Genomic DNA, 26,114 nt, shown 5'->3' with positions numbered 1-26,114 from the left:
ATGCTATACAAATTTCTTATCAGCCCCCTGCGGACGGTGGCCCTGGCGCCCGTTTTGGGCGCCATTTCCTCCCTGGCCCTATTGGCTCCGGCCGCGGCCCAGGCGCCTGCCAGCGCGGGCGACAACGTGATTGTGGAGATGAACAAGGCTTTCAAGCGTGGTGACAAGGGCCGGCTGGCGCAATTGCTGCCGCAGGCCAGGGGCCATGCGCTGGAGCCTTGGGCCGCCTACTGGGAGCTCAAACCGCGGCTGGGCGAGGCCAGCGCGCAGGAGGTGCAGGACTTTTTGAGCCGCTACGCCGGCACCTACCAGGAAGACCGGCTGCGCAACGACTGGCTGCTGCTGCTGGGCCAGCGCCGCGACTGGACCGGCTTTACCGCCGAATATCCCAGTTACCGCATGAATGACGACAAGGAGGTGCGTTGCTACGCACTCCTGGTCGAACACCTCAAAAATCCAGTGGCTGATGCGCGGCTGGCCGAGGAGGTAAAAAAGAACTGGTTTGCGCAGCGCGAGGCCGACGACGGCTGCAACCTCGCTGCCGAGCAGCTGGTAACCGCCAGAATCCTCACACCGCAGGACGCCCGGATCAAAGCCCGCCTCGCCATCGAAGCAAACCGCCCCCGAGCGGCCGCGGGCGCAGTCCAGATCGTGGCACCCGACGCGGTTGGCCTGGTCAATGAACTCAACAGCAGCCCCAGCAAATTCCTGGCAAACAAACACCTTGCGATCAGCAAGACACGGCGCGAGATCATCGTACTGGCGCTGATCAAGCTTGCCATTACCGACATCGAGGGCGCAGCCTTCCAGATGGAAAATAAATGGAGCATGCAGCTGAACACGGAAGAGCGTAACTGGGTCTGGGGCGTGATCGGCAGGCAAGCCGCCACGCGGCTGGGCACAACGCCGGCCGGCGACGCACTGCAATACTTTGCCAAGGTCACCAAAGACACCGACCTCACCGACGACATGCTGGCCTGGAAAGTCCGTGCAGCCCTGCGTGCCGGCACCCAGCCCAACTGGGCGCAGGTCCTGGTGGCCGTCAACGCCATGAGCGACGATGCCCGCAAGGACCCCACCTGGACTTACTGGAAAGCACGCGCGCTGCTGGCCGCCGCGCCGCCTGATGCCACGCTCAAGGTGCCTGTTGTCGTCCCCAGCACGCCAGGCGTGACACAAACCATCAGTACCGGCATTACCATTTCGCCGCAACGCGCCGAGGCCCTGGCGCTGATGCAGTCGATAGCTTCGGTGCGCAGTTTTTACGAGCAGCTCGCGCTCGAAGAAACCGGCCAGAAGATCACCGTGCCGGCCAAACCCGCGCCGCTGACGCCGGAAGAAAAAGAATCCGCGAGGCTCAATCCGGGCCTGAGCCGCGCCGCCTACGCGATCGCTATCGGCCTGCGTCCCGAAGGCACGCGTGAATGGAACTACACCACCAACCTGCACAAGCGTGGCGGCATGGCCGACCGCGAACTGCTGGCGGCGGCCCAGTTCGCCTGTGATCGCCAGATCTGGGACCGCTGCATCAACACCAGCGAACGCACCAAAGCCGACATTGATTTCGACCTGCGTTTTCCCATGCCATTCCGCGAAACCGTCACCAAACGCAGCCAGTCCATCAACCTGGACCCGGCTTATGTGTACGGCCTGATCCGCCAGGAAAGCCGCTTCATCATGGACGCGCGCTCCGGCGTCGGCGCGTCCGGCCTGATGCAAGTCATGCCGGCCACCGCACGCTGGACAGCCAAAAAAATCGGCCTCGAAGGTTTCACGCAAGACCAGCTCAATGACCGCGACACCAACATCGCCATCGGCACGGCCTACCTGAAATTTGCCCTGGACGACCTGAACGGCTCCATGCCCATGGCCGCTGCCGCCTACAACGCCGGGCCCAGCCGGCCTCGTACCTGGCGCAATGGCCCGGTGATGGATGCCGCGATCTGGGCTGAAAGCATTCCCTTCAACGAGACGCGCGACTATGTGAAAAAAGTGTTGTCCAACACCACCAACTACGCCGCCATCCTGACGGGGCAACCGCAGTCGTTAAAAGCCCGGCTTGGCACCGTGGGGCCTAGGGATGCATCGCAACCGGAACCTTACAAGGATTTGCCCTGAGATCGTTTGAGGATGGGCGTTCAGGCGCCGAATTGATGGCACCGCCGCTTCGACTCATGCTCGAACGGGTTTTATGTTGGGCAGGACCACCCCCGAAAAGGGAAGTATTTCTGCGCTTTTTGCCGACCTCGAAATCAGAAGCGATCAGAAGCTGTCAGCAATGCAACAAAAGAGTAAGACGCTGGAACAAGACGTAAGACTCGGCCCAGACCTGGAAAACTACCTCAACTCACCAACGCCAAAGCCGCAAAATCCCCAACCTTCTCGCCCAGTCCGGCGGCCACCAGTTCAAAGTCGTCCGTCAGTGCCGGCAGCTTGCCCTTGATTTGCATGAGCAGCCGCGGCAAGAGGTAGTCGCGGTGATTCCAGAATACGCCACCGCCCATGCTGATGCGCTCCAGATCCAGCGTGGCGACGAGGTTGTAAAGGCCGCGTCCCAATACCCGGCACAATTCATCCACGATGGCGATGGCTGCCGCATCACCGGCCTGAGCCGCGGCGAACAAAGCGGAAGCACCGGGATACCCGACGCTGGCGAAACGCCGCGCAATTGCATTGCCGGCCACAACGCCCTCGAGATCGCCCATATTGCCGCAGCCGCACAGCGCATCGCTGCTGTCGCTGACAAAGGAGTGGCCCGCATGGCCCGCGTTGCCATGCTTTCCGCGCAGGATCCGGCCATCCACACATAAACCAAAGCCGATACCGGTGCTCCACGTCACATAGGCGCAGTGGTTCAAATTCTGGAGCGCCCCCCAGCGACGTTCGGCTTGCAGGGCGCCCACGCCGTCGTTTTCGACGCGGAGTTTTTCGGCAAAGCGGCTGCGCAGCGGTGCTTCCAGTGGAACACTGACCCAGTCGTTGGGCAGGCCGCGGGCCGGGCCCGCCAAGCCACCACAGATGTTGGGGTTGGATATCTCCAGCATGCCATCCCTCATCACGAAAGGGCCGCAGGACGACACGCCCACAGCGTCAAGATCCTGCATGCGGATGCCGGCGGCATCGCAGGCCTGTTCCAGCATGCGCAGCACCTGGCTGGCCAGTGCGTCGGGCGGGCCTTCCTTCACGGTAGGTTCGGTGCGCCGGGATTGCAGGGCCGAGGACGCCTGGGCAAAGGTGATTTCCGATGTTGCGGGGATCAAACTGACGGCGATCTTGGTGCCGCCCAGGTCAACGCAGGCTTTCATGTACAGACCTTATTCTCAAATGAGCTTGGCAATCAGGCTGGCGATGAAACTCAGCAGGATTGTGGTGGTGAGCGGAATAAACCACTCGCGCCCGAACAGGCGAAAACGCAGGTCACCCGGCAGCTTGCCGAAACCCAGTTTTTGCAACAGCGGGCTGAACCAGCTGATGAGCACCAAGGCCAGGAAGATAACGATGAACCAGCGGATCATGGAGCTAGTTTAGCCCCCACGGTGGAGTGGAGCCCCCACGGTCGCTCACTGCGTGTAGCTCCCGAGGCCTTGCAGGCCGCGGCTCGCGAGACGCTTCGCCTCTGTCGCCCGTCCAAGCCTGCGCAGGCAGGCTTGGAGCCGCGGGCTCCAGCCCCTCGGGGGCCGCCCGCCTGCAGTCCGGCAAAGCCGGCCCAGCGGCTCATGCTGGCATTAAGAATTCAGTGAGTTCGACCATCGGGTGCCGCGGGACTGGCTTTGCCAGACCGCAGGCGCCGCCCCCTGAGGGGGAGCAGGCGACACGAAGTGAGCCTGAACGGGGGTGGGCTTTTAGGACTACAAAGTCCCTGTACGGTCGCCGGCGGCGAAGCCCATGGGCTCCCACGGCGGGCTTCCCTTTGCGCCAAAGCCGATCACCTTGAACAGCTCGCCCATTTCATGCTCGTTCACCAGCTTTTGCAGCATTACCCTGTCTGGCAGGCTGGCGTTTTCCATGCCGTCCAGCAAGCCGCAGTTGAGCAGAAACCGACCCTGGCTGGTGTAGCCCAGCACCTGCAGGCCGGCGTCCTGCCCTGCCAGGGCCACACCGGTGAAGTTGACATGCGCCGTGATGTCCTTGTCGCCCACGTCCGCCAGCGCATCGGCATCGGCCAGGTGGCCGCGGTGGCACATCAGCGTGCCCATGCTGCGCTGCGGGTGGTAGTACTCGTGCTCGGGAAAGCCGTAGTCGAGCAGGAACACGGCGCCGGCGTCGAGCCGGTCGGCCAGCGTCCGCATGAAACCTTCCGCCTGCGGATGTATTTCAGTGAGGTAATCGTGCCCGCCTTCCACTTCAATCGGGGGCCGGAGACTGGTCGGGCTGTCGGCATGGACGAAGCCCTCCTGAAAGCTGGCCACGCCGCGCTCATGCCAGGTATTGTTGAGCCGCGCGAGCAGTTTCACCGGCATGGCGTCCAGCACCTCGTTGCCCACCGCTACGCCCCGCATCCGCACCGGCAGCTCGGCTACCCACTCCACCTTGCCGGCAAAAGCCTGCAGCCGGTCCTGCTGGCGTTCACGCAGGCTGCCCGAGAGGTCGACGATGTAATAGCGCGTGACCGATTCACCCAGAGCATCCAGCAACTGGTGCGCCAGCGCGCCCGAGCCGGCACCGAATTCCCAGACTTCCGCAGTGCCGGTTGCCTCCAGTGCTTCTTTCACCTGCCGGGCCATCGCCCGTCCAAAGTGGGCAGACATCTCCGGGGCCGTCGCAAAATCACTGCCAGACTGCGGCATCAGGCCGAATTTGCGTGAGGCGTTGGCGTAATAGCCCCAGCCGGGGGTGTAAAGCGCCATTTCCATGAAACGGTCAAAACCGATCCAGCCGCCGGCCGCGTCAATGGCCCTTGCGATGTGGCCCGCAAGGCCGGCCGGTAAAATGGGGGGATTGGTCATCTGGGTCATTGTTTGTCACCGCCTGCAATTGTCGGCGATACATCCCTGACCTTTTGCCCACCCTCCATCTACCCATGCCCCCAACCCAGCCATCCTCCCGACCCGTTGTCCTCGTGACCGGCGCTGCCAGGCGGCTGGGCCGCGACATCGCGCTGGCGCTAGCGGCCGGAGGCTGGCAGGTGGCGGTGCATTACCGCAGTTCCGAGGAAGATGCTATTAAAACAGTAGCAGCTTGCACACAAATGTCAGGGGCTGCAGGGGCTTTTCACGCAGATTTGAACGACGAGACCGCGGTGCGTGCGCTGCTACCGGCGGTGGTGGAGCGCATGGGCCGGGTCGATGCCGTGGTGAATAACGCCTCGACCTTTGAGCAGGACAACGCTGCCAGCTTCAGTTTTGCCGCCATGGACCGGCATCTGCACAGCAACACCGGCGCGGCCATTGTGCTGGCGCAGGCCCTGCATGCGCATGTGGCCTCGCGCGGCGCCAAGGGAGCTGTGGTCAACCTGCTGGACCAGAAGCTCTGGAACCAGAACCCTGATTTTGTCAGCTACACGCTGTCCAAGGCCGCGCTGGAAGCGGCCGGCACCATGCTGGCGCTCGCGCTGGCGCCGCAGGTCCGCGTGGTCGGCGTTGCACCAGGCCTGACGCTGACCAGCCACTTGCTGACCGACGAACAATTCGAAGCCCGCCACAAGCTGTCCCCTCTGGGCCGGTCGTCCACCCCCGCAGATGTAGCGGCCGCAGTGAAGTTTGCGCTCGAAAACAGCTCCATCACCGGCACCACGCTGCTGGTGGACGGCGGCCAGCACCTGATGAAGTTCGAGCGCGATTTTTCGCTGATGTAAGCCATCGGCAACGGCTTACACATCACCCACCCGACCCACCACAGACTGGCACCATGTTCAACTCCCGGGGCACCCAGATCCTGAACCTCACCGGCTTGCGTTTTGACGCCAACCTGGGGATTCTGGACCACGAAAAAACCGCACCGCAACCGATCCAGGTTGATGCCGAACTGAACCTGGGAACGCAGCCGCTGCTGCCCCATGACGACGACATCCACCATGTGCTGGACTACCGCAAGGTGCGACAGATCATCATCACCGAATGCACCTCCGAACACGTCAACCTTCTGGAAAGCCTGATCGGCAAGCTGGCGCACCGGCTGATGAAGTTGCCCGGCGTGCTGGGCGTGCGGGTGAAGATCGCCAAGCTTGAAATTTTTGACGACTGCGAAGTGGCGATTCGCATCGAAACGGGACAGTGGTGAACCCTATGGGAGCAAATGACATGAGTGCAGTCTGGGAAGAAGCTGTAGCGGAGTTCGAGCAGCAGGAAAGTTCGGCGCGCGTGCAAAACAGCATGAAGATCGAGCGCGAAGACCACAAGCTTGAAAAGCGCCTGTGCCGCGAAGTCGGCCGGGCCATCGTCGACTTCAACATGATTGAAGAGGGCGACAAGGTCATGGTGTGCGTCTCGGGCGGAAAAGACAGCTACGCCATGCTCGACATCTTGCTGAAACTGCAAAAGCGCGCGCCCATCAACTTCGAACTGGTGGCAGTCAACCTCGACCAGAAGCAGCCCGGTTTCCCCGAGCACATCCTTCCGGAGTATTTGAGCAAGCTGGGCGTGCCCTTCCACATCGAAAACCAGGACACCTACAGCATCGTCAAGCGCGTGATCCCCGAAGGCAAAACACTGTGCTCACTGTGCTCACGCCTGCGCCGCGGCATCCTGTACCGCGTGGCGGGTGAGCTGGGCTGCACCAAGGTCGCACTGGGCCATCACCGCGACGACATGCTGCAGACGTTTTTTCTCAACATGTTTTTTGCCGCCAAGCTCAAGGGCATGCCGCCCAAGCTGGTGAGCGACGATGGCAAGAACATTGTCATTCGTCCCATGGCCTACGTGACCGAGAAAGACCTGACGCGCTGGGCGCAGGTGCGTGAGTTCCCCATCATTCCCTGCACGTTATGCGGCAGCCAGGAAAACCTGCAACGCAAGCAGGTCGGCAACATGCTGCGCGAGTGGGAGAAAAAATTCCCCGGCCGGCTCGAAAACATGTTTGCCTCGCTGCAAAACATCGTGCCGTCACACCTGATGGACAACAAGCGCCATGATTTCAAAGGCATCAAGACAACGGGCATTGCCGACCCGGAAGGCGACAAGGCTTTTGACGCCGAGGAATTCAGGGAGCCGGTGCCCCCGGGGCTGTCCGTGATTGGCGTCCACTCAGGTTGATGGGCTTTTCAGCGTTCTCCGTTTTCAACAACTCATTGCTTTGGAGGTTCCATGAAACGTGCGTTCGCGATTTTCTTCATGGCTGCCATGGCCTTTGTCATGGCGGGTTGTTCCACCGTGCGCCTGGTCGACAGTGATGTCACCGCCTTTTACAACTGGAACGGGCCCCCGCCAGCGCCGGGTACACCTTACCGCTTTGAGCGCCTGCCTTCCCAGCAGGCCGCGGGGTCACCGCAGGAGGCTCTTGAGGGCATGGCGCGCAGCGCATTGGCCAAGGTGGGGATGGAACTCAATCCGACCGCTGCACGGTACAGCGTGCAGATTGTGGCCAACACCCAGATCATCGACCGCGGCCCTTATGGCTACAGCCCCTATGGTGGTTTTGGGTTTGGAAGCGGTGTGTTTATGGGCGGCGGCAGCCGCGGTGCTTCGGTCGGCCTGTCATTTCCGCTGGGCGGCGGCATCCCGGAGGCCACCTATTTCAAGCGCGACCTGAGCATCGTGATGCGCGACCTTCGCACCAACCAGGTCGCCTTTGAAACGCGGGCCCTGCATGACGGTATCTGGGGGGACACGCCGGCCGTGCTGCCCGCCATGCTGGACTCGGCCTTGCGCGGCTTTCCGCAGCCGCCCCCGGGTACACGCCGCATCAATGTCGAGATCCCAAGGTAGATGTTCCCCGCGCTTTACATTTCGGCAAAGCCTTTTTGCCAATCGGGGCCGCGGAAACGGATTTGCCGGGCTGCAGGCGCAGCGGCGCCCTCGGGAGCACAGAGCCACACGCAGTGGTCGAACGTGGGGGTTCCATGACTGAAGCCACGCGCGTGATTGCGATACGGCACGGGGAAACCACCTGGAATGTGGACACACGCATCCAGGGCCATATGGACATTCCCCTCAATGAGACCGGCCGGCGGCAGGCTGAGCGCATGGCGCTGGCCCTGGCCGACGAACCCATCACGGCCATCTACGCCAGTGATCTGGCCCGCGCTTGGGAAACGGCCCAATACCTGGGACGTGTGCTGAATCTCGAGGTAAGGCGCGAGCAAGGCCTGCGCGAACGCGGCTTCGGGGACTTTGAAGGAAAAACCTTTGCCGAGATCGAAGCCCTGCTACCCGACCAGTCGATGCGCTGGCGCAAGCGGGATCCGGAGTTTGCGCCCGCTGGCGGCGAATCATTGCTGGACTTGCGTAGCCGGGTGGTCACCACCGCCGAGCGCCTGGCGGCCGCCCACCCGGGTGAGCTGATCGCCATGGTGGGCCACGGCGGAGTGATGGACGTGCTTTACCGGGCTGCCACGCGGCTCGATATCCAGGCCCCGCGCACCTGGATCCTGGGCAACACGGCCATCAACCGCCTGCTCTGGACGCCTCAAGGCTTTTCCCTGGTGGGCTGGGCCGACACCCAGCACCTGGACAACGACACACTCGACGACAACGGATTTTCCGGTGGTGATGCCCGCGCCGGCGTCGGCGCACAATAGGCACATATACACTTCAACGCATCTATGAGCACTCAGCCATCTCACCTGGCCGAACTGATCGGCAAATCGGTCAACGAAATCGATACGCCCGCCTTGGTCATCGACTTGGACGCGATGAAGCGCAACCTCGCGCGCATGGCCGAATTTGCCAAAAAGCACAATGTCCGCTGGCGTCCCCATGCCAAGCTGCACAAAAGTGCCTCTCTGGCCAAGGCGCAGATGCGGGCCGGTGCCATCGGCGTGTGCGTACAAAAAACCGCCGAAGCCGAGATCATGGTGGCCGGCGGCATCACCAATGTCTATATCAGCAACGAGGTGATCGCCCCGGCCAAGCTGGCCCGCGTCGCTGCGCTCACCCAAAAAGTAGCGGCCCAAGGCGGCCAGCTTTCCATCGCGGTGGATAGCACTGAGGGTGTAATCCGCCTGGCGCAGGCCATGACCGAGGCCCGCATCAACAACAAAAGCGCGGGTGCCACCGTGATCGACGTGTTTGTGGAAATTGACGTTGGCCAGGGGCGCTGCGGTGTCGAACCCGGCGCCGCCGCCGTCACCCTGGTACTGGAAATTCGCAAACACCCCGCGCTGCGTTTTGCCGGCTTGCAGGCCTACCACGGCAAGGCCCAGCACATGCGCAGCGCGCAGGAAAGGCGCGATGCCATCGCCAGGGCGGTGGAGGCCGTGCTCCTGACGCGCAAATTGATAGAAGCACAAGGCATCACGGTAGACTTGGTTACGGGTGCCGGCACCGGCAGCCTGATGCTGGAGGCCGCCAGCGGCGTTTACGGCGAACTGCAGGCCGGCTCTTTCATGTTCATGGACGCCGACTACGCCCAGAACGAACGGGACCCGTCGCAGCCGCAGTTTGAGCACGCGCTGTTCGTCAAAACCCAGGTGATCAGCACACGCGGTAGCCATGCGGTATGCGACGCCGGACATAAAAGTCACGCCATTGATTCGGGCCTGCCGCTGGTACATGCCTTCGACAGTGAAAGCGAGCTGGCCTATTTCAACGGTGGTGACGAACATGGCATCTTGCGGCCCGCCGGCGACAGCAAGCGCCTGCCCGGCCTGGGCAGCATGCTGTGGCTGATTCCAGGCCACTGCGACCCTACCGTGAATTTGCACAACGCGATGATCGGTGTTGCCGGCGGCCTGCGCCACGGTACAGTGCAGCGCATTTACCAGGTCGACGCGCGTGGCGCGCTGACCTGAGCGGCTCTCCGCGCTGAAAAAGTGTGCCTGGAGGTGGAAGCGAGAGGCGCGGCCAGGTTGGGCATGCGCGGTCCCGGCGCCGTGACCGCGCAGCCGTTGACAGTCACTGTCCCACACAGCACCAGTCCTGGGGAAATCAAAGAACGACGGGACATGTCACTATTTTTTCAAGGTTTGGATTTCGGTTTGGCAGCACTCACACGCTCGGAAATCCGCAAGTCAATGGCCTTGAGCTCCGCGCTGATCACCTGCACGCGGATCTGGCTCGCTGCGGCGGCGACATCGCCCTGCACGGCACGTGCAGTGGCCAGCTGAATTTGCATCAGCTCCACCATCAGGCTGTTGGCGCGCTTGACATCGCGCATGCCGGCGCCGACTTTGTCGCTGGCAGGAACGTCCAGCGGAGCCAAAGCGCGCTGTACCGCCTGGTAGCCCGGCAGGTGCCGTGTTTCTATCGCCTGGATAAAGTCGGGCTCCGGCATCTTGCCTTCCCGAAAAGCTTTGACGTCGGCCTGGAAGGCTTTTTCCGCTGCCTGCATCGCGGGCAGAATACGGGTCAATCCGGTCTGGAATTCAAACAGCTGCCGATGGTGCACGGCAGGAGTGGGTGTTGTGACTATCAGCGCAGCCACCGCCGTGGCCGACACCAGCGCACCGATTGCCGCCGTGAAAAGGCGCCGCGCCGGTGTAGCCGTGTCGGCGATCTTTTCCGTCAGCAGCCAGGCCAGTACCGACCCCGCGACGAGACCACCCACGTGCGCGGCGTTGTCGATGCCCTGCTGGCTAAAGCCCTGGACAAGGGCATAGGCCAAGAAAACCCCCTGGCTGGTCATCACCTTCCTGGTCGTGAGGCCGGGTATCTGCCCGCGGTGCTGGTGCATGGCCACCAGCAAGGCCCCCAAGACCCCGAACACCGCACCGGAAGCACCTACTGAAACCGATTGCTGGGCAGAAAAGTGCAGGCTAAGCGCGCTGCCGGTCAGCGCGCTGCCCAGGTAAATCAGCAGGAACTGGAAATTGCCGTGGAGCCGGTTGAGTTGCTTGCCGGCTTCCCACAAGCCCAGCATGTTCAGCGCGAGATGCAAAAAACCGCCATGCAGAAAAGCGGCCGTCAGCAGGCGCCAGTATTGCCGGTCTTCCACCACCGAAGCCGCCGAATTGGCGCCCCAGGCCAAAAGGTCCGAGGGCAAGGGCTTGAACGCGCTCAATCCGGACCCCAGATTGGCCAGCCAGACAGCGACGTTCACGCCCACCACCCCGTAAAGCGCCCACGTCACGGGTGTGAGCTGCTTGAGCCGGTCTTCAAAGTCTTCGACCGCCTTGAGCTCCGCAGTGCGCTGTTCCATGGCCTGCATGAAGCCCTGCCCGCCATAAGCGGCAAAAGCCTGCGTCGCAGCCACTATTGCCTGGGCGTGGTCTTTGGTCCGGATGCTGCTCAACGGAATACCGAGGCGTTTTTTACGGCTGCCCCACCACCATTTTTCGTTCACGTGCGGTGCGAGCGACACGATGATTGACGTGTTGCCCTGCACGCTCTGCGATTCGATGTCGGAGACCTCTGACCACGCGATGCGCCTGTTTTTCAATACCGCAGCGCTGATGCCTTCGGGGCCCACCCGCAAGGCGGGACGTCCGCCGACAAGCTGGCGCCCAAGGAGCCAGACGAACCACAGCAGGCCGCCCAGGCTGGCCACCCGCCAGCCGGGAAAACCGGAAAACGGAACAAACACGAGCATCAAGGCCGGAATGACGGCCAGGAATGAAAAGAGGATCGTCAGGGTTCCCGTGGTGCTGCGCCACGATGGGCGGAACTCCCGCACATAAGCATCGTCAGGGGCATCGCGGGTCAGTTCGGCCGACGGAACGGTATCTGGAAATTCCATGGTTTCCCCTCCTGCCCTTGCCACCTCGGTGATCGGGCTTGTTTTTTAAAGGTGTTACGCGCCGAAAAAGTCCTGTCCCTGCTGCGATGGCGCCACGCCCAGGTGGCGATAAGCGGCCAGCGTGGCGATGCGTCCACGCGGCGTGCGCTGCAGGTAACCCTGCTGGATCAAATAGGGTTCGATCACATCCTCGATCGTGTCACGCTCTTCACCAATACTGGCGGCGATGTTGTCCAGGCCCACAGGGCCGCCGTCGAAGCGGTGGATGACGGCCTCCAGCAACTTGCGGTCCATCACGTCAAAACCCTGCGGATCCACGTCCAGCATGGCCAGCGCCTTGTTGGCGATGTCCAGAGAGATGTGGCCGCTGCCCTTGACGTCGGCGTAGTCGCGCACGCGGCGCAGCAGGCGGTTGGCAATGCGCGGCGTGCCGCGCGAACGGCGGGCGATTTCAAAACCGCCCTCTTCGTCCATGGGCGCGTTCAGCAGCTTGGCGCTGCGCGTGACGATACGGGCGAGTTCGTCGGGCGTGTAAAACTCCAGCCGCGCCACGATGCCGAAGCGGTCACGCAGCGGGTTGGTCAGCATGCCGGCGCGGGTGGTGGCTCCCACCAGGGTGAAGGGCTGCAAATCGAGCTTGATGCTGCGCGCCGCCGGACCCTCACCGATCATGATGTCGATCTGGTAGTCCTCCAGCGCGGGGTAAAGGATTTCTTCCACCACCGGGCTCAGGCGATGGATTTCGTCGATAAAGAGGACGTCGTTCTTTTCGAGGTTGGTGAGCAGCGCCGCCAGGTCCTTGGGCTTTTCGAGCACCGGGCCCGACGTTTGCCGCAGGTTCACGCCCAACTCGTGCGCGATGATGTGCGACAGCGTGGTCTTGCCCAGGCCCGGCGGGCCGAAGAGCAGCACATGGTCCAGCGCCTCGCTGCGCTTTTTAGCCGCACCGATGAAGATCTCAAGCTGGTCACGCACTTTGGTCTGGCCGACGTATTCGTCGAACAGCTTGGGGCGCAGGGCACGCTCGATCGCCTCCTCACCGGGCGAGGCCGGCGCTGCCGACATCACGCGCTTGGCGGGCGGAAATTCTCCCGGGGAAAAGTCGTCAGTCTGAATGCTCATTTTTCACTATCGCCTCAATTCCATGGCGTCAGCTGAGGGCGTGAAGGCCAGGCTTGAAAAGAACTCCTTCGCACCATCGCGACCGGCACGAAGCACCCACGTCATGCCGCGGCCTTGGTCGAGCAGCTTTTCCATCAAGGCGCGGCCAATCCCCCTGGCGCCTATAGCCAGGAGCTACCACGACCATCGACACATACCCGTTGCTCAGCTGATCACTGATTGCTCGTGCAAATCCCACTATTGCGCCATTCGCCAATGCGACGATGGCGAGATCTGAGTTTTTGATCAGTGTTTCAAACCAGGGCGCACTTTCCACACGGTGGGCCCAGCCGTTGTCCGACAGCAATTGCCGCACGGCTTCTATTTCATGCGCATGAACAGGGCGAACCTCTATATTCATTTCGCCAGTGCCTTCAGCGCCAGCTTGATGCCGTCGCTCACGCCAATATCTTTCGGCAGGGCCTTGAGCGCCAGCGCCGCATCGCGGTCGCTGTAGCCCAGCGCCACCAGTGCCTGCAGAATGTCCGATTGCGCATCATTGGCCAGGCTGACCTGGATGCCGATATCGGCGCCCAGCTTGCCTTTCAGTTCAAGCAGCAGGCGCTCGGCAGTCTTCTTGCCGATGCCGGGCACCTTGATGATGCGGCCGGCTTCCTGCTGGGTGACGGCTTGCGAGAGCTCTTCAACACTCATGCCGCTGAGCACGCTGAGCGCGGTGCGCGGGCCGACGCCGGAAATCTTGATGAGCTGGCGGAAGGCGGCGCGCTCAGTGGCGCTGCCGAAGCCGTAGAGGATTTGCGCGTCTTCGCGCACCACAAAATGCGTCAGCAGGCTGACTTTTTCGCCGAGCCCGGGAAGGTTGTAGAAAGTGCTCATGGGCACCAGCACTTCATAGCCGACACCGTTGCAGTCCACCAGGATTTCAGGGGGATTTTTTTCGGCCAGCTGGCCAGAGAGTCTTCCTATCATGGGGGAATCTTATCAGCCGGGTCTAAGAACCTGTTCACGGTCTAAACGGGCCGCGCAAGCCTCTTTTCGGGATGGGATGCAAGGCGCGGCGCGCTGCCCATAGTTCATCTATGGGCAAGCGCCGCAACGCCGCAGACCGCCCGAAAAGGGGCTTGCCCTCCGGGTTTGGGTGACGCAAACGCGGTCGCGTTTGCATCCCCATTGGGGCAGCCGCACGACGCCCAGCCGGCCGGCTGGGCGGTCGGGCGATTGAGCCACCCAGACCCTTGCATGGGCATTAGCCCATGCGGCGTGCCCGGTCGGCCCACTCATCCCGATTGCACCCAAACGCGGCTCCGTTTAGACCGTGAACAGGTTCTTGGGATTTAGGCGGACAATTGCGTTTTCGGGCCGTTATCGGCCTTCTTTTTCAGGAAAACCACCGCCTTGATTCTTCGCCATACCTTCACGCCGCCCAACAACACCCGCATGGGCCACCTGTGCGGTCCCATGGACAGCCACATCCGCACCATTGAGGCGGCACTGGACGTGACGATCGCGCACCGCTTTGAGCAGTTCAAGATCGACGGCACCAAGGTGAAGGCCACGCTGGCACTGGAGGTGCTGCAGGCTTTGTACGAAATCGCCCAGCGCCCCATCGAGCCTGAAACCGTGCAGCTGATGCTGGCCGGTGACACCGCGCTCAGCACCGCACCTGATGGCGGCATGGCGCTATCCACCCGGCGCGCCGACCTGCGAGCCCGTACCACCAACCAGGGCACCTACCTGGAAAACATCGCCACCCATGACATCACCTTCGGCATAGGCCCCGCCGGCACCGGCAAGACCTACCTGGCCGTGGCCTGCGCCGTCGATGCGCTGGAGCGCAGCACGGTGCAGCGCATCGTGTTGACACGCCCGGCGGTCGAGGCCGGCGAGCGCCTGGGCTTTTTGCCGGGCGACCTGAGCCAGAAGGTGGACCCTTACCTGCGGCCGCTGTATGACGCGCTGCACGAGCTGATGGGTTTTGAGCGTGTACAGAAAGCCTTCGAGCGCCAGCAGATCGAGATCGCGCCGCTGGCCTTCATGCGTGGCCGCACGCTGAACCATGCGTTCGTCATCCTCGACGAAGCGCAAAACACCACCCCGGAGCAGATGAAAATGTTTTTGACCCGCATCGGCTTTGGCAGCAAGGCCGTGGTGACGGGTGATATCAGCCAGGTGGACCTTCCGCGCACACAGCTCAGCGGCCTGGTGGACGCGGAGCGCGTGCTCAAGCGCGTAAAAGGCATCGCGATCACGCGCCTGACGAGCGCCGACGTGGTGCGCCACCCGCTGGTGGCGCGCATTGTGGATGCGTACGACAAATCGCCGGGTGCCGCTGCGGCCGCAGCCGAAGAGAGCCTTGCAGAACCAGCCCCGGCCCGCCGCGCCAGCGCCCGGAGCCGCAATGGCTCTTAAGCAGCTCAGCCTGTCGCTGCAGTTTGGCGAGTTGAAAGACGCCGCCCGCCACCGCGCAGCCCTGCAGCGCCACAGCGTGGCACGCTGGATCCGCCACGCGCTGGCCCATGATGGCGAGATCACCGTGCGCATCGTCGACGCCGAGGAAGGCCAGGCGCTGAACCGCGATTACCGCCAGCGCGACTACGCCACCAATGTGCTGACCTTCGACTACACGCAGGAGCCCGTGGTGACCGCCGACCTGGTGCTGTGCGCGCCGGTAGTGGCCAAAGAGGCCAAGGAAAACAAAAAGACGCTGCAGGCCCACTACGCGCATCTGCTGGTGCACGGCACGCTGCATGCACAGGGCTGGGACCATGAAACCGGCGAGGAAGACGCCGAGGCCATGGAAGCGGAAGAAATCCGCATCCTGGCGGGTTTGGGCGTCAAAAACCCTTACCGCTGAAGATTCTCAAGAAAAATGGCTGCAGGCCAAACGATACGGGCGCAAGTAGCTATCAAATCAATAGCATCCAGAGCTATTCAAACGCCAGGCGCAATCTGTAGCGGAATGGTCACCGGCCCGTCATTGACCAGGTGAACCTGCATGTCGGCCGCGAACCGCCCGGTTTCCACTTGCGGGTGCAAGCCCCGGGCCTGTGCCACAAAGTAGTCGTAGAGTCGGCGCCCTTCATCGGGGGCGGCTGCGCCGGTGAAGCTGGGCCGGTTGCCGCCCGAGGCGTCTGCGGCCAAGGTGAATTGGCTTACTACCAGTAGCCCTCCCTTCACGTCTTGCACCGACAGGTTCATCTTTCCGGCCTCGTCGGAAAAAATCCGCAGTTTGAGTATTTTGGCCAGCAGCTTGTCAGCCTGCACCTCGGCATCACCGCGCTCGGCGCACACCAGCACCAGCAGCCCGGCGCCAATCTGTCCAACAGTCTCGCCGGCAATCACCACGCGGGCTTCGGCCACGCGTTGCAGTACCGCCTTCATCAGTCGGCCACGCCGGCGGCGACAAACAGCGGCTTGCCCACCGGGCCGGAAAGGAAACTCACGAACTGCTGGGCCACTTCCTGCTGCTTGGCGGACGCCAGCGGCGCGGCAATATAGGACGTGTAGTTCTGCACTTCGGCCGGCACTGGGCCGACGAATTTCAGCCCTTTGTCCTTGTACAGAAGGATCTCGGTCATGGCGCCGAAACCAATTTCGCGCCCCTTGCCTTTGATCACGTGTTCCATCACGGAGGCACCGTCGGGGTAACGCGTGGTCTTGCCTTCGACCTGCGCATACACATCCATCTTCCTGAGCAGCCCCTCCAGGTACAAGCCGGTGGATGCGCGGTTAAACACCAGCGAGTCTGCCGCCAGCACGGAGCGCTTGAGCGCGTCGGCATTGGCGATGTCCGGCAGCGGCGCGCCTTCGCGCACCGCCACGCCCATACCGACGCGGCCGACATTGGCACGCGTTTCCGCCAGCTTGCTGGCCGCGGCAAACTCGCCGATGACGGCCGGCGGCGCAATCACCACATCAAACGCCGGGTTGCTGTCCATGCGCTTTTTCAACTCGGGCGCGGTATTGAAGGTGATTTTGGCGGTATGGCCAGTCTGCTTTTCAAAAGCAGCCACGGCCGCCTTGAGGCCAGGCTCGATGGCACCGGCGCTCAACACCTGGAGCTCCGCCGCTTGTGCGGCGCTGAGCAGTGCACAGGCAAGGACCTGGGCGGCAAGCGTGGGAAGGATTCGTTTCATCAAGGCTCCTGGATTCAGGGATAGCAGGTTGGAAGATCGGGGAAATTATCGGTGGCCGGAAGAAGGCAGCCAGACCATCAAGTGAGGTCAGCCTCGTCATCAAAATGGGCTTCCACGTCGTTGGGCAGCAGCTGGATGCTGGCGCGCAAGCCGGGCACGGCGCTCATCAGGGCCTGCTCGACGCTGGCCCGCACCGCCGCGGCGCGCCCCAGCGACCAGCTGGCCGGCATGTGCATGTGCAGGTCGACATAGCGCCGCTGGCCGGCGCGCCGCGTGCTCAGGTGGTCAAACCGGATGGCGGGGTCGCTGAAAGCTGCCAGCGTTTTCTGGATCTCGGCCAGCACTTCGGGCTCCACCGCCTCGTCCATCAGGCCCTGCGAGGAGCGCCAGATCAACCGGCCGCCCTCCCACAGGATATTCAGGGCCACGCCGATGGCCACCACGGCGTCCAGCCACAACCACCCGGTCAACATGACAGCGGCGATGCCGGCTACCACGCCAACCGACGTCCAGACATCGGTGAGCAGGTGCCTGGCATCCGCTTCAAGCGCGATGGACCGATGCACCCGGGCCGAACGCAACATCGCCCAGGCCAGCAGGCCGTTGAGCGCCGAGCTGCCCACGGACAAGGCCAGGCCCCAGCCAAGCTGCTGCAGGGGCTGCGGGTCAAAAAGGCGGTGTGTGGCGGCCCAGATGATGGCAGCTGCCGCGCCGACGATCAGCGCACCCTCAAAACCGGATGAAAAATATTCGGCCTTGTGATGCCCGTAGGGATGCTCGTCGTCGGCAGGCCGCTGCGCAATCGTGACCATGGCCAGGCCAAACAAGGCCGCGGCAAGGTTGACGAAAGACTCCATCGCGTCAGACAGGAGGCCCACCGACCCCGTGATGTACCAGGCAGCGGTCTTGAGCACGATGGTGGCCACGGCCACCGCCACGGAAATCTGCAGCAGCCGTTGTGGTGTGAAGGATTGCCAGCCAGGAAAACTCATCTGCGCATTGTGGGGTACAGGAGGCACGGCGCAAGGCAATGGATAATCCGGCAAAGGGGTCTTCATGAAACATCGCTATCTGACAGCTTTGGCCGGCCTGGCGCTTGCAGCCGTGCAAGCCACCGCGCAAACCCAAACGGAACCTGCGGCGGCTGGTCCCGTCGCCCCGGCAGCGACGCCAGCTCCTGCTGCCGAGGCATCCGCCGCACCTGCTTCAGTGCCCTTGCCCCCGCCTCCACCCGCCCCCGGTCAGGCCGGTTTCCTGAAAACCCTGCGTGGCGACGTCAAGCTGATGGAGGCCAGTGGCGCTGCACGGCCGGCAAAAGCGGGAGACGCCGTGTTACCTACCGGCCGCATCGTCACCGGCGCCGGCTCCGCCGCCAGCCTGGTACTGCGCGACGGCACCACGGTGGTGGTAGGCCCGGCTTCGCAGCTGGACATCAAGGGCTTCAGTTTTGATGCAACGACGCAGGAGGGCGGCCTGCTGCTTTCCTTGCTGCAAGGTTCGCTGCGCATGATGAGCGGCCTGGTGGGCAAGGCCCACCCCGAGACTGTGCGCATCGAGACCAAGACCGCTTTCGTCGGCATTCGCGGCACTGACTTCATCGTGCAGGCGGATCCCCAGCCATGAGAATCATGAGAAGCCATCGCCCCCTCACCCGTCCCCTTCCCGCGTTTCTCATTTTTCTTCTGGCCGCGCTTGCGGGTTGCTCCACCGGAACCCGTGTCGTTTTGCTGCCGCAGGAAGACGGCACGCCGTCTTCGGTCGTGGTTCGGGCCAGGGAAGGTACCGGTGCAGAAGCCGTGCTGTCGGCGCCTTTCCAGCGTGCCACTGCAGCGCAGGGCGCGAGTGGCGCACCCAGGATAGACCAGGCCGACCCGGCCAGGGTGCGTGCCGACAACGCCGCACTGTTCGACATGGCGCCGCCCAAGGGCAAGCGCTACACGGTGTACTTTGATGCGGGCGGTACGGTGCTGACCGCCGAGTCGCAAAAAGTCATGGAAGACGTGCTGGCCGATGCACTCGCACGCAGTGGCGGCGACATCGTGATCACCGGCCATACCGACACCATCGGCACGGGCGCCAGCAACGATGTGCTGTCGGCGCAACGGGCGCAGCAGGTCCGGCAGATACTGATTGACCGCCAGTTTCCAGCGGAACGCATTGAAGCAGCAGGCCGGGGCGAACGCGATCTGGCCGTGCCTACCGCTGATGAAACAGAAGAGCCGAACAACCGGCGCGTGGCGATTGAAGTTCGCTAGGATTCAAGAAGAATCGCCCTTTAGCCCGATATATCCGGGCGCAGGTTGCTATTAAAACAATAGCAAAATACTTGAATCCACCGCAAGGATGCCGCGCTGCAGCTCAGGCCAGCGTGACCCGGGCAAACTTGCGCTTGCCCACCTGCACGACATAGATTCCGGCGTTCAATTTGAGCGCCTTGTCGCTCACCACACTGGAATCGATCCGCACGCCGCCGCCTTCAATCAGGCGGGTGGCTTCGCTGCCCGAGGGCGCCAGGCCTGCGGCTTTCAGCAGCGCGCCAATGCCCATCGGTGCGCCTGACAGCGACACCTCGGGGATCTCGTCGGGCACGCCGCCCTTGCTGCGGTTGATGAAGTCCTGCTCGGCGGCATCGGCAGCGGCAGCGGAGTGAAAACGCGCGGTGATTTCCTTGGCCAGCGCGACCTTGGCGTCCTTGGGGTTGCGCCCGCCTTCGACTTCGGCCTTCAGCGCGGCAATGTCGGCTTCGCTCTTGAAGGACAGCAGCGTGTACCACTTCCACATCAGCACGTCGGAGATCGACAGCACCTTGGCGAACATGGTGTTGGCGTCCTCGCTGATGCCGATGTAGTTGTTCTTGCTCTTGGACATCTTCTCGATGCCGTCCAGGCCTTCGAGCAACGGCATGGTCAAAATGCACTGCGGCTCCTGGCCGTATTCCTGCTGCAGGTGGCGGCCCATCAGCAGGTTGAACTTCTGGTCGGTGCCGCCGAGCTCGAGATCGCTCCTGAGCGCGACCGAGTCGTAGCCCTGCATCAGCGGGTACAAAAACTCGTGCACGCTGATGGGCGTGCCGGCCTTGTAGCGGTCGTTGAAGTCGTTGCGCTCCATCATGCGGGCTACGGTGTAGTGCGAAGCCAGCTTGATCATGCCGGTGGCGCCCAGCGGCTCGCTCCATTCGCTGTTGTAGCGCAGCTCGGTTTTGGCCGGGTCCAGGATCTTGTCGGCCTGGGCACGGTAGGTTTCGGCATTGACCTTGATCTGCTCGGGCGTGAGCGGGGGCCGGGTCGTGTTGCGGCCGGACGGGTCGCCGATCAGGCTGGTGAAGTCGCCTATAAGAAAAATGACTGTATGGCCCAGATCCTGGAGCTGACGCATTTTGTTTAGCACCACGGTATGTCCGACATGAATGTCAGGCGCGGTGGGGTCCAGCCCCAACTTGATGCGCAGCGGTACGCCCGTGGCCTCGGATTTGGCCAGTTTTTGTATCCAATCGTTTTCCGGGATCAGCTCATCGCAGCCTCGCAAGGTGACCGCGAGGGCCATCTTTACACGGTCGGTCACGGGATATTTTGTAACAAGCTCTTGATTCATAAGGGTTTTTCACATGTCGGGGAATTGTCCGACAGATATACTGGCGGCTCTCCTGCAGCGGCGGAGCCATTTTAGTTGGCCTGCAATTTGCTGATCAGGAAACACATTGTCCGGATGGTTCTGGCCCCACCCCCTGCATCCAGGGTTGGCCGCCACAGCTCTCCACCTTTTATACAGCAGTCCGGTGCTTGCGCAGCGCCCGACGCATTTTTGTTGGGAATACTGCTTTGTCACTGCCATCTCCCTTCCAGATACTTCTTCCTGTCGTCGACAGCCTCCGCCGCCATCCCAAACGGGTCACCGCCAGCCTTGCAGCGCTGTTGCTGGGAACGGGCGTCACCGCATTTGGCGTCGCGCCCATGGCGCCGGATGCGGCCAACCTGCCGGTCCGCCAGATACTCGAAGCGGTCGAGCCCTTGCCCACGCAGATACAGACCGATTCCCTCACCGATTTCCGTTTCAAGCTGTTCCGCACCGAAAGCACCCGCAGCAGCGACACTGCCGACACCCTGCTCAAGCGCCTGAATATTGACGACAGCGCCGCGGCCGCCTTCCTGCGCACCGACCCGAATTCCCGCATCATCCTGGCCGGCCGCGCCGGCAAGAACGTGACCGCTGAAGCCAGCGACAGCCAGCAGCTGCTCAAGCTCAGCATGCGCTGGCCCACCGACGACGAAACCATGTTCAAGCGCCTCGTCGTTGAACGCGGTGCGGATGGTTTCACGTCACGCATTGAAACCGCGCCCTATGTAGCCACCGCGCGCCTGTCCAGCGGCAGCATCCAGACCTCGCTGTTCGCCGCCACGGACGACGCCCGCATCCCCGACGGTGTGGCCGTGCAATTGGCCGAAATTTTCTCCAGCGACATCGATTTCCGCCGCGCGCTGCGCAAGGGCGATCGCTTCAACGTCGTCTATGAAAGCCTGGAAGCCGACGGTGAGACGCTGCGCACCGGCCGCGTGCTGTCAGCTGAATTCGTCAACGCCGGCAAAGCCTACCAGGCCATGTGGTTCCAGCCCCCGGGCGTGGACGCCGCCGGCGCCGCCAACAAGGGCGGCTATTACACCCTCGACGGCCAGAGCCTGCGCCGTGCCTACCTGAGCTCGCCGGTCGAGTTCTCGCGCATCAGCAGCGGCTTTTCAATGCGCTTTCACCCCATCCTGCAAAAGTGGCGCGCCCACCTGGGCACAGATTTCGCGTCTCCCACCGGCACACCCGCGCGTACCGTGGGCGACGGCGTGGTCGAGTTCTCCGGCGTGCAGAACGGCTACGGCAACGTGGTTTTCGTGCGGCACCGCAACGGCCACGAAACCGTGTATGCCCATTTGAGCAAACTCATGGTGCAAAAAGGCCAGAGCGTCAGCCAGGGCCAGACCATCGGCCTCGTCGGCAGCACCGGCTGGGCCACCGGCCCGCACCTGCATTTCGAGTTCCGCGTCAACGGCGTACACCAGGACCCGATGATGATCGCCAAACAAAGCGAAGCCATTCCTGTTGCGGCAACGTCCATGCCGGTGTTCCGCGAACTGGCAGCAGGCGTGAAAACCCAATTGCTGGCTGCAGCCACCATCACCCAAACGCGCGCTGAATAAGTGGCCCCCACGGTCGCTCACTGCGTGTAGCTTCCTGCCCCCCCGAGGGGCCGCCCGCCTGCGGTCTGGCAAAGCCAGTCCCGCGGCTCATGCTGGTGAAGAGCCCATCACAGGTTCTTTGTGACTGGCAAAATAGCCAAATGACCGATCTCTACGTTGGCCTGATGTCAGGCACCTCGCTCGATGGCGCCGATGGCGTGCTGGTTGATTTTGCGGATGGGAAGTTGCGTGTCCTTGCCGCGGCCACCGAGGCCTTCGACGGTGTTTTCCGGGCCGAGCTGCTGGCGCTGAATTCACCCACACACAATGAACTGCACCGCGCGGCCATCGCCGCCAACCATATAGCAGCGGCGTATGCCAAGGTCGTCCATTCGCTCCTTGACCAGGTTGCGGCGCGGGGCATTTCTGCCTCGCAGGTTCGTGCCATCGGTGCGCACGGCCAGACAGTGCGGCACCAGCCCCAAAGAACATCACCCGATCCGGCAGGCGCCGGCTACACGCTTCAGCTCAACAACCCGGCCTTGCTGGCGGAACTCACAGGCATTGATGTGGCAGCCGATTTCCGCAGCCGCGATGTGGCAGCCGGCGGCCAGGGTGCGCCACTGGCGCCGGCGTTTCACCAGGGCGTTTTTGGGCGCACGGACACCACGGTCTGCGTGCTGAACCTGGGCGGCATTTCCAACCTCAGCGTTTTGCCGCCAGGCGGCCCGGAACCAGTGCTGGGCTTCGACTGCGGCCCCGGCAACGCGCTGATGGACGCGTGGTGCCTGCAGCACACCGGCCGGCCGTATGACGCCGGCGGCGCCTGGGCCGCCACGGGCAAGCTGCTGCCGGGCTTGCTGGCCAGCCTGCTGGGCGAGCCCTATTTCGCGCAGCCGATTCCCAAAAGCACCGGCCGCGACCTTTTCAGCATGCAGTGGCTTTCAGCCAGGCTCCAGCCGTTTTCCGCGGAGCGGCCCGAGGACATCCAGAACACGCTGGCCGAGTTCACCGCCCGAGCCTGCATTGAAGGCGTCAACCGCTACGGAAAAGGGAGCAAATCGCTGATCGTGTGCGGGGGAGGCGCTTTCAACACCTATCTCCTGGAGCGTTTGCAGGCCGGTTTGCCGCAGCTTCAAGTCAGCACCTCCGACGCGCACGGCTTGCCGCCCCTGCAGGTTGAAGCGGCGGCCTTTGCCTGGCTGGCGCAGCAGGTGATTTTGCGCAAGCCAGGCAATCTGCCCAGTGTGACGGGCGCGAGCGGATTGCGGGTTCTAGGGGCGATTTACCCCGCCAACGCGCAATAGCGCGGTTGAGCCCGTTTGCAGCACCTGTGAGGGGCAATTTTTGAGCATTTTTGGCTATTGGCCCAATATGAATCTGCGCGAGCAGCTATTAATTTGATAGCATTCGTGCCGTGCAAGCGACCCGGCAGGATCAGCCGGGAGCACCTGCCTTAGCCCTGCCCCGAAGCCTCGGTAGCCTCGGCTTTCTTCACCACCCTCACCTCCGGCGACAACTGCCAGAAGATCCCCGCAGATGCGAGCGTGATCAGCCCCATCGCGGCAAATGTCGCCTGGAAGGAATGCAGCGTCTGCACCGCCTCGCCGCTGCCGAAGATACCGGTGAAGGCTGCCAGCACAGCGCCGGCAGCAGCTACGCCCATGCTCATGGCCAGCATCTGCACCATCGACAGCAAACTGTTGCCGCTGCTGGCCATGGTGCTGTCCAGGTCGCGCAGGGTCACGGTGTTCATCGCCGTAAATTGCATGGAATTGACTGCGCCAAAACACGCCAGTTGCAGGATGTGAAGCCACAGCGGCTGAGCCGGTGTAATGAACGCAAAACTCGCCATCGTCAGTCCCACCAGCGCGGTGTTGGTCACCAGCACGCGGCGGTGGCCGTAGCGTGTAATCAGCGGCGTAGTGACACGCTTGACCAGCATGCTGGCCACGGCAACCGGAACCATCATCATCCCGGCCTGCAGCGGGGAGTAATCCAGGCTGACCTGCAGCACAAGCGGCACCAGGAAAGGCATGCACGAGCTGCCGAGCCGCGAGAACAGATTTCCCAGCAAGCCGATGCTGAGCGTAGGAATCGAGAAAAGCTTCGGCGAAAACAACGGGTCGGGCCGTTTCGCCGCGTGTAACCAGTACGCCGTGAGACTGGCCATGCCAAACACGAGCAACACCAGCACACTGGCCTGCTTCAGGCCAAGGCCCGACAGCCCATCGACCGCCAGCGACACCGCCACCATGCCGAAGGCCAGCAAGAGATAACCCGGCAGGTCAAAGCGCGGCATTTTCGGCCGCGGGTTGTCCTGCATGTAGAGCACCGTGGCCACCCCGCCCAGCAGTCCGACCGGGATGTTGATCAGGAACACCCAGTGCCAGGTCGCCACCTCGACCAGCCAGCCGCCCAGCGTGGGGCCGATCAGCGGGCCGACCAGGCCAGGGATGGCAATAAAGCTCATGGCCTGCAAGAAGCGCTCACGCGGAAAAGCCCGCAGCACAGCCAGCCGGCCCACCGGCAAAAGCAGCGCACCGCCCATTCCCTGCACCACACGTGCCGCGACCAGCTGCATCAGGTTGGCGGAGAGCGCGCACGCAATGGAGCCCATGACGAACAGCGAGATCGCCGCCACATACACCCGCCGCGTGCCGAAGCGATCAGCGATCCAGCCCGACGCCGGAATCAACATCGCCATGGTCAGTGAGTACGCCACCACCACAGACTGCATGCGCAGCGGGCTTTCGCCGAAGCTGCGCGCCATGGCCGGCAAGGTGGTGTTGACGATGGTGGCGTCCAACGTCTGCATGAAAAAGCCGATGGCCACCAGCCACAGCAGCATGCGCAATGATTTTTCTTCTGCCTGCATGGATGAGTGATGCGAATGGAAGAACTTGGCTCGCCCGTTTAAATCAACGCGCAGCAAAAAGCCGCCTCAAGGGCGGCTTTTGAAGCGGGACGTCAGGAAAACCTCAGGCCGAGAAGCTGGATCCGCAGCCGCAGGTGCTGGTAGCGTTCGGGTTTTTGATGACGAACTGGGCGCCTTCGAGGTCGTCCTTGTAGTCGATTTCCGCGCCCACCAGGTACTGGTAGCTCATCGCGTCGATCAGCAGCGAGACACCATTCTTGGTCATGGTGGTGTCGTCTTCGTTGGTGATTTCATCAAAGGTGAAACCGTACTGGAAACCCGAGCAGCCGCCACCCTGCACAAACACGCGCAGCTTCAGGTCTGGGTTGCCTTCTTCGGCGATCAACTCAGCGACCTTGGATGCGGCGCTGTCGGTGAAGACAAAAGGCGCGGGCATTTCGGTCTGGATATTTTCGGCAACTGCACTCATGGGGGACTCCAATACTTAAGGCGAATCAGGTTCGCGATTCCAGGCGTTCAAGGGCTCTGATGGCACTTATGGGCAAATAGTACAGCAATTCAATCAACCATAACGCCCATGCGTGTTAGGCGCCGAGCGAAATTGTGAGCGCCCACTCTCACAATTCTTCGCTCCACTCAGATATTGTTGGCAGCCAGCTTGAGCGTGGGTTTTTCTTCCAGCTCCGCATGGCTTGTCGCGCGTAACTGCCCAAAGATGACGGCGCCCTGGTGCATTTCAAGCGCCTTGTAAGACACATCACCCTCGATTTTGGCCTTGGGCTGCAGCTCCAGCAGCTCGGACGCATGCACGGGGCCCATGACGCGGCCGTTGATGATCACGTGGTCCGCATGGATATGACCGGTCACCGTGGCGGACTCGCTGATCACCAGAATGCTGGCACTGCCTTCGGCAGCGCGGATATCGCCGATCACTTCACCGTCGATTCGCAGGCCGTCGGTGAATTTCAGGTTGCCCTCAATGCAGCTACCCTGGGCAATCAGGCTTTTGATGGGCGGCTGCTTTTTCTTTCCAAACATACAAGATTC

27 protein-coding genes are annotated in these 26,114 nt (G+C 62.6%); 13 read left to right on the top strand and 14 right to left on the bottom strand.

Annotated elements, in window-relative coordinates; genetic code table 11:
- Positions 1–2,118, top strand: coding sequence for a transglycosylase SLT domain-containing protein (locus ACQ4MS_RS12605; RefSeq protein WP_431094944.1), 2,118 nt, complete (start codon positions 1–3; stop codon positions 2,116–2,118).
- Between the two features lie 224 nt (positions 2,119–2,342).
- Here the strand turns inward: ACQ4MS_RS12605 and ACQ4MS_RS12600 are convergent, their stop codons facing one another.
- The 3 genes from ACQ4MS_RS12600 to ACQ4MS_RS12590 form a co-directional block, all read right to left on the bottom strand.
- Positions 2,343–3,305 (bottom strand): ROK family protein, encoded by a 963-nt coding sequence (locus ACQ4MS_RS12600; RefSeq protein ID WP_431094943.1) that lies wholly within the window; start codon positions 3,303–3,305, stop codon positions 2,343–2,345.
- A gap of 15 nt (positions 3,306–3,320) precedes the next feature.
- Positions 3,321–3,515 (bottom strand): DUF2905 domain-containing protein, encoded by a 195-nt coding sequence (locus tag ACQ4MS_RS12595; protein WP_431094942.1) that lies wholly within the window; start codon positions 3,513–3,515, stop codon positions 3,321–3,323.
- Between the two features lie 333 nt (positions 3,516–3,848).
- Positions 3,849–4,955: a class I SAM-dependent methyltransferase gene (locus ACQ4MS_RS12590; protein WP_431094941.1), complete on the bottom strand. Its 1,107-nt coding sequence runs from the start codon at positions 4,953–4,955 to the stop codon at positions 3,849–3,851.
- A gap of 65 nt (positions 4,956–5,020) precedes the next feature.
- Between ACQ4MS_RS12590 and ACQ4MS_RS12585 the strand changes: the two genes are divergently transcribed.
- From ACQ4MS_RS12585 to ACQ4MS_RS12560, 6 genes are all read left to right on the top strand, one after another.
- The gene (locus tag ACQ4MS_RS12585) at positions 5,021–5,794 is read left to right on the top strand and encodes an SDR family oxidoreductase (RefSeq protein ID WP_431094940.1); all 774 of its coding nucleotides are present in this window, start codon (positions 5,021–5,023) and stop codon (positions 5,792–5,794) included.
- Between the two features lie 53 nt (positions 5,795–5,847).
- A complete protein-coding gene (locus tag ACQ4MS_RS12580) occupies positions 5,848–6,219 on the top strand; it encodes a dihydroneopterin aldolase (RefSeq protein WP_431094939.1) in 372 nt (123 codons plus the stop codon).
- Positions 6,220–6,239: 20 nt separating this feature from the next.
- Positions 6,240–7,190, top strand: a complete 951-nt coding sequence (gene ttcA, locus ACQ4MS_RS12575) for a tRNA 2-thiocytidine(32) synthetase TtcA (protein ID WP_431094938.1) — start codon at positions 6,240–6,242, stop codon at positions 7,188–7,190.
- Positions 7,191–7,241: 51 nt separating this feature from the next.
- Positions 7,242–7,862 (top strand): DUF4136 domain-containing protein, encoded by a 621-nt coding sequence (locus tag ACQ4MS_RS12570; protein WP_431094937.1) that lies wholly within the window; start codon positions 7,242–7,244, stop codon positions 7,860–7,862.
- 134 nt (positions 7,863–7,996) lie between these two features.
- Complete coding sequence (locus ACQ4MS_RS12565; protein WP_431094936.1) at positions 7,997–8,674, top strand: histidine phosphatase family protein; 678 nt, start codon at positions 7,997–7,999, stop codon at positions 8,672–8,674.
- Between the two features lie 24 nt (positions 8,675–8,698).
- On the top strand, positions 8,699–9,886 hold the full coding sequence (locus tag ACQ4MS_RS12560; protein ID WP_431094935.1) for a DSD1 family PLP-dependent enzyme: 1,188 nt from the start codon (positions 8,699–8,701) through the stop codon (positions 9,884–9,886).
- A 167-nt stretch (positions 9,887–10,053) separates the two neighbouring features.
- On the opposite strand, the gene ACQ4MS_RS12555 is transcribed toward ACQ4MS_RS12560, so the two are convergent.
- The 4 genes from ACQ4MS_RS12555 to ruvA are packed head-to-tail and all read right to left on the bottom strand — an operon-like array spanning position 10,054 to position 13,860.
- Positions 10,054–11,769 carry a rhomboid family intramembrane serine protease gene (locus ACQ4MS_RS12555; protein ID WP_431094934.1) on the bottom strand — a complete coding sequence of 572 codons (1,716 nt, stop codon included), beginning with the start codon at positions 11,767–11,769 and terminating at the stop codon, positions 10,054–10,056.
- A 54-nt stretch (positions 11,770–11,823) separates the two neighbouring features.
- On the bottom strand, positions 11,824–12,891 hold the full coding sequence (gene ruvB / locus ACQ4MS_RS12550; RefSeq protein ID WP_431094933.1) for a Holliday junction branch migration DNA helicase RuvB: 1,068 nt from the start codon (positions 12,889–12,891) through the stop codon (positions 11,824–11,826).
- 28 nt (positions 12,892–12,919) lie between these two features.
- A complete protein-coding gene (locus ACQ4MS_RS12545; RefSeq protein WP_431094932.1) occupies positions 12,920–13,291 on the bottom strand; it encodes a GNAT family N-acetyltransferase in 372 nt (123 codons plus the stop codon).
- Complete coding sequence (gene ruvA, locus ACQ4MS_RS12540; protein WP_431094931.1) at positions 13,288–13,860, bottom strand: Holliday junction branch migration protein RuvA; 573 nt, start codon at positions 13,858–13,860, stop codon at positions 13,288–13,290. Before ruvA ends, ACQ4MS_RS12545 begins: the two co-directional genes overlap by 4 nt.
- 426 nt (positions 13,861–14,286) lie before the next feature.
- On the opposite strand from ruvA, the gene ACQ4MS_RS12535 reads away from it, so the two are divergent.
- Positions 14,287–15,300, top strand: coding sequence for a PhoH family protein (locus ACQ4MS_RS12535; RefSeq protein WP_431094930.1), 1,014 nt, complete (start codon positions 14,287–14,289; stop codon positions 15,298–15,300).
- Positions 15,290–15,745: an rRNA maturation RNase YbeY gene (ybeY, locus tag ACQ4MS_RS12530; protein ID WP_431094929.1), complete on the top strand. Its 456-nt coding sequence runs from the start codon at positions 15,290–15,292 to the stop codon at positions 15,743–15,745. The genes ACQ4MS_RS12535 and ybeY overlap by 11 nt, the downstream gene beginning before the upstream one ends.
- A gap of 77 nt (positions 15,746–15,822) precedes the next feature.
- Here the strand turns inward: ybeY and dtd are convergent, their stop codons facing one another.
- The 3 genes from dtd to ACQ4MS_RS12515 all read right to left on the bottom strand — a co-directional run bounded on the left by dtd (position 15,823) and on the right by ACQ4MS_RS12515 (position 18,019).
- Positions 15,823–16,272 carry a D-aminoacyl-tRNA deacylase gene (gene dtd / locus ACQ4MS_RS12525; RefSeq protein WP_431094928.1) on the bottom strand — a complete coding sequence of 150 codons (450 nt, stop codon included), beginning with the start codon at positions 16,270–16,272 and terminating at the stop codon, positions 15,823–15,825.
- On the bottom strand, positions 16,272–17,027 hold the full coding sequence (locus ACQ4MS_RS12520) for a molybdate ABC transporter substrate-binding protein (RefSeq protein WP_431094927.1): 756 nt from the start codon (positions 17,025–17,027) through the stop codon (positions 16,272–16,274). The genes dtd and ACQ4MS_RS12520 overlap by 1 nt, the downstream gene beginning before the upstream one ends.
- A gap of 77 nt (positions 17,028–17,104) precedes the next feature.
- Entirely contained in the window at positions 17,105–18,019 is a 915-nt protein-coding gene (locus ACQ4MS_RS12515; RefSeq protein ID WP_431094926.1) for a cation diffusion facilitator family transporter, read from the bottom strand.
- Positions 18,020–18,083: 64 nt separating this feature from the next.
- Here ACQ4MS_RS12515 and ACQ4MS_RS12510 point away from each other — a divergent pair, with 64 nt between their 5' ends.
- Entirely contained in the window at positions 18,084–18,650 is a 567-nt protein-coding gene (locus ACQ4MS_RS12510; protein WP_431094924.1) for a FecR family protein, read from the top strand.
- Positions 18,647–19,282 (top strand): OmpA family protein, encoded by a 636-nt coding sequence (locus tag ACQ4MS_RS12505; RefSeq protein ID WP_431094923.1) that lies wholly within the window; start codon positions 18,647–18,649, stop codon positions 19,280–19,282. Before ACQ4MS_RS12510 ends, ACQ4MS_RS12505 begins: the two co-directional genes overlap by 4 nt.
- 103 nt (positions 19,283–19,385) lie before the next feature.
- Here ACQ4MS_RS12505 and tyrS read toward each other — a convergent pair whose 3' ends face one another.
- The gene (gene tyrS / locus ACQ4MS_RS12500) at positions 19,386–20,618 is read right to left on the bottom strand and encodes a tyrosine--tRNA ligase (protein WP_431094921.1); all 1,233 of its coding nucleotides are present in this window, start codon (positions 20,616–20,618) and stop codon (positions 19,386–19,388) included.
- 227 nt (positions 20,619–20,845) lie between these two features.
- Here tyrS and ACQ4MS_RS12495 point away from each other — a divergent pair, with 227 nt between their 5' ends.
- Positions 20,846–22,210 carry a peptidoglycan DD-metalloendopeptidase family protein gene (locus ACQ4MS_RS12495; protein WP_431094919.1) on the top strand — a complete coding sequence of 455 codons (1,365 nt, stop codon included), beginning with the start codon at positions 20,846–20,848 and terminating at the stop codon, positions 22,208–22,210.
- 140 nt (positions 22,211–22,350) lie between these two features.
- Positions 22,351–23,496, top strand: a complete 1,146-nt coding sequence (locus tag ACQ4MS_RS12490; RefSeq protein WP_431094917.1) for an anhydro-N-acetylmuramic acid kinase — start codon at positions 22,351–22,353, stop codon at positions 23,494–23,496.
- 149 nt (positions 23,497–23,645) lie between these two features.
- Here the strand turns inward: ACQ4MS_RS12490 and mdtD are convergent, their stop codons facing one another.
- The 3 genes from mdtD to ACQ4MS_RS12475 all read right to left on the bottom strand — a co-directional run bounded on the left by mdtD (position 23,646) and on the right by ACQ4MS_RS12475 (position 26,105).
- Entirely contained in the window at positions 23,646–25,067 is a 1,422-nt protein-coding gene (gene mdtD, locus ACQ4MS_RS12485; RefSeq protein ID WP_431094915.1) for a multidrug transporter subunit MdtD, read from the bottom strand.
- A gap of 103 nt (positions 25,068–25,170) precedes the next feature.
- Entirely contained in the window at positions 25,171–25,536 is a 366-nt protein-coding gene (erpA, locus tag ACQ4MS_RS12480; RefSeq protein ID WP_122955163.1) for an iron-sulfur cluster insertion protein ErpA, read from the bottom strand.
- A 167-nt stretch (positions 25,537–25,703) separates the two neighbouring features.
- Positions 25,704–26,105, bottom strand: a complete 402-nt coding sequence (locus tag ACQ4MS_RS12475; RefSeq protein WP_431094913.1) for a bactofilin family protein — start codon at positions 26,103–26,105, stop codon at positions 25,704–25,706.
- Positions 26,106–26,114: the final 9 nt, after the last annotated feature.

It is taken from the genome of Polaromonas aquatica, from assembly GCF_050626995.1.
In the GTDB taxonomy this organism is placed as follows: domain Bacteria; phylum Pseudomonadota; class Gammaproteobacteria; order Burkholderiales; family Burkholderiaceae_C; genus Polaromonas; species Polaromonas aquatica_A.
Note: the sequence above shows the minus strand (reverse complement) of the source record. Positions and strands in the feature narration are given on the sequence as shown.

What these genes read in the sequence shown, in the direction of transcription:
- ACQ4MS_RS12605 (WP_431094944.1), top strand. Translation starts at nt 1, where the DNA reads ATGCTATACAAATTTCTTATCAGCCCCCTGCGGACGGTGGCCCTGGCG.
- ACQ4MS_RS12600 (WP_431094943.1), bottom strand. Translation starts at nt 3,305, where the DNA reads ATGAAAGCCTGCGTTGACCTGGGCGGCACCAAGATCGCCGTCAGTTTG.
- ACQ4MS_RS12595 (WP_431094942.1), bottom strand. Translation starts at nt 3,515, where the DNA reads ATGATCCGCTGGTTCATCGTTATCTTCCTGGCCTTGGTGCTCATCAGC.
- ACQ4MS_RS12590 (WP_431094941.1), bottom strand. Translation starts at nt 4,955, where the DNA reads ATGACCCAGATGACCAATCCCCCCATTTTACCGGCCGGCCTTGCGGGC.
- ACQ4MS_RS12585 (WP_431094940.1), top strand. Translation starts at nt 5,021, where the DNA reads ATGCCCCCAACCCAGCCATCCTCCCGACCCGTTGTCCTCGTGACCGGC.
- ACQ4MS_RS12580 (WP_431094939.1), top strand. Translation starts at nt 5,848, where the DNA reads ATGTTCAACTCCCGGGGCACCCAGATCCTGAACCTCACCGGCTTGCGT.
- ttcA (WP_431094938.1), top strand. Translation starts at nt 6,240, where the DNA reads ATGAGTGCAGTCTGGGAAGAAGCTGTAGCGGAGTTCGAGCAGCAGGAA.
- ACQ4MS_RS12570 (WP_431094937.1), top strand. Translation starts at nt 7,242, where the DNA reads ATGAAACGTGCGTTCGCGATTTTCTTCATGGCTGCCATGGCCTTTGTC.
- ACQ4MS_RS12565 (WP_431094936.1), top strand. Translation starts at nt 7,997, where the DNA reads ATGACTGAAGCCACGCGCGTGATTGCGATACGGCACGGGGAAACCACC.
- ACQ4MS_RS12560 (WP_431094935.1), top strand. Translation starts at nt 8,699, where the DNA reads ATGAGCACTCAGCCATCTCACCTGGCCGAACTGATCGGCAAATCGGTC.
- ACQ4MS_RS12555 (WP_431094934.1), bottom strand. Translation starts at nt 11,769, where the DNA reads ATGGAATTTCCAGATACCGTTCCGTCGGCCGAACTGACCCGCGATGCC.
- ruvB (WP_431094933.1), bottom strand. Translation starts at nt 12,891, where the DNA reads ATGAGCATTCAGACTGACGACTTTTCCCCGGGAGAATTTCCGCCCGCC.
- ACQ4MS_RS12545 (WP_431094932.1), bottom strand. Translation starts at nt 13,291, where the DNA reads ATGAATATAGAGGTTCGCCCTGTTCATGCGCATGAAATAGAAGCCGTG.
- ruvA (WP_431094931.1), bottom strand. Translation starts at nt 13,860, where the DNA reads ATGATAGGAAGACTCTCTGGCCAGCTGGCCGAAAAAAATCCCCCTGAA.
- ybeY (WP_431094929.1), top strand. Translation starts at nt 15,290, where the DNA reads ATGGCTCTTAAGCAGCTCAGCCTGTCGCTGCAGTTTGGCGAGTTGAAA.
- dtd (WP_431094928.1), bottom strand. Translation starts at nt 16,272, where the DNA reads ATGAAGGCGGTACTGCAACGCGTGGCCGAAGCCCGCGTGGTGATTGCC.
- ACQ4MS_RS12520 (WP_431094927.1), bottom strand. Translation starts at nt 17,027, where the DNA reads ATGAAACGAATCCTTCCCACGCTTGCCGCCCAGGTCCTTGCCTGTGCA.
- ACQ4MS_RS12515 (WP_431094926.1), bottom strand. Translation starts at nt 18,019, where the DNA reads ATGAGTTTTCCTGGCTGGCAATCCTTCACACCACAACGGCTGCTGCAG.
- ACQ4MS_RS12510 (WP_431094924.1), top strand. Translation starts at nt 18,084, where the DNA reads ATGAAACATCGCTATCTGACAGCTTTGGCCGGCCTGGCGCTTGCAGCC.
- ACQ4MS_RS12505 (WP_431094923.1), top strand. Translation starts at nt 18,647, where the DNA reads ATGAGAATCATGAGAAGCCATCGCCCCCTCACCCGTCCCCTTCCCGCG.
- tyrS (WP_431094921.1), bottom strand. Translation starts at nt 20,618, where the DNA reads ATGAATCAAGAGCTTGTTACAAAATATCCCGTGACCGACCGTGTAAAG.
- ACQ4MS_RS12490 (WP_431094917.1), top strand. Translation starts at nt 22,351, where the DNA reads ATGACCGATCTCTACGTTGGCCTGATGTCAGGCACCTCGCTCGATGGC.
- mdtD (WP_431094915.1), bottom strand. Translation starts at nt 25,067, where the DNA reads ATGCAGGCAGAAGAAAAATCATTGCGCATGCTGCTGTGGCTGGTGGCC.
- erpA (WP_122955163.1), bottom strand. Translation starts at nt 25,536, where the DNA reads ATGAGTGCAGTTGCCGAAAATATCCAGACCGAAATGCCCGCGCCTTTT.
- ACQ4MS_RS12475 (WP_431094913.1), bottom strand. Translation starts at nt 26,105, where the DNA reads ATGTTTGGAAAGAAAAAGCAGCCGCCCATCAAAAGCCTGATTGCCCAG.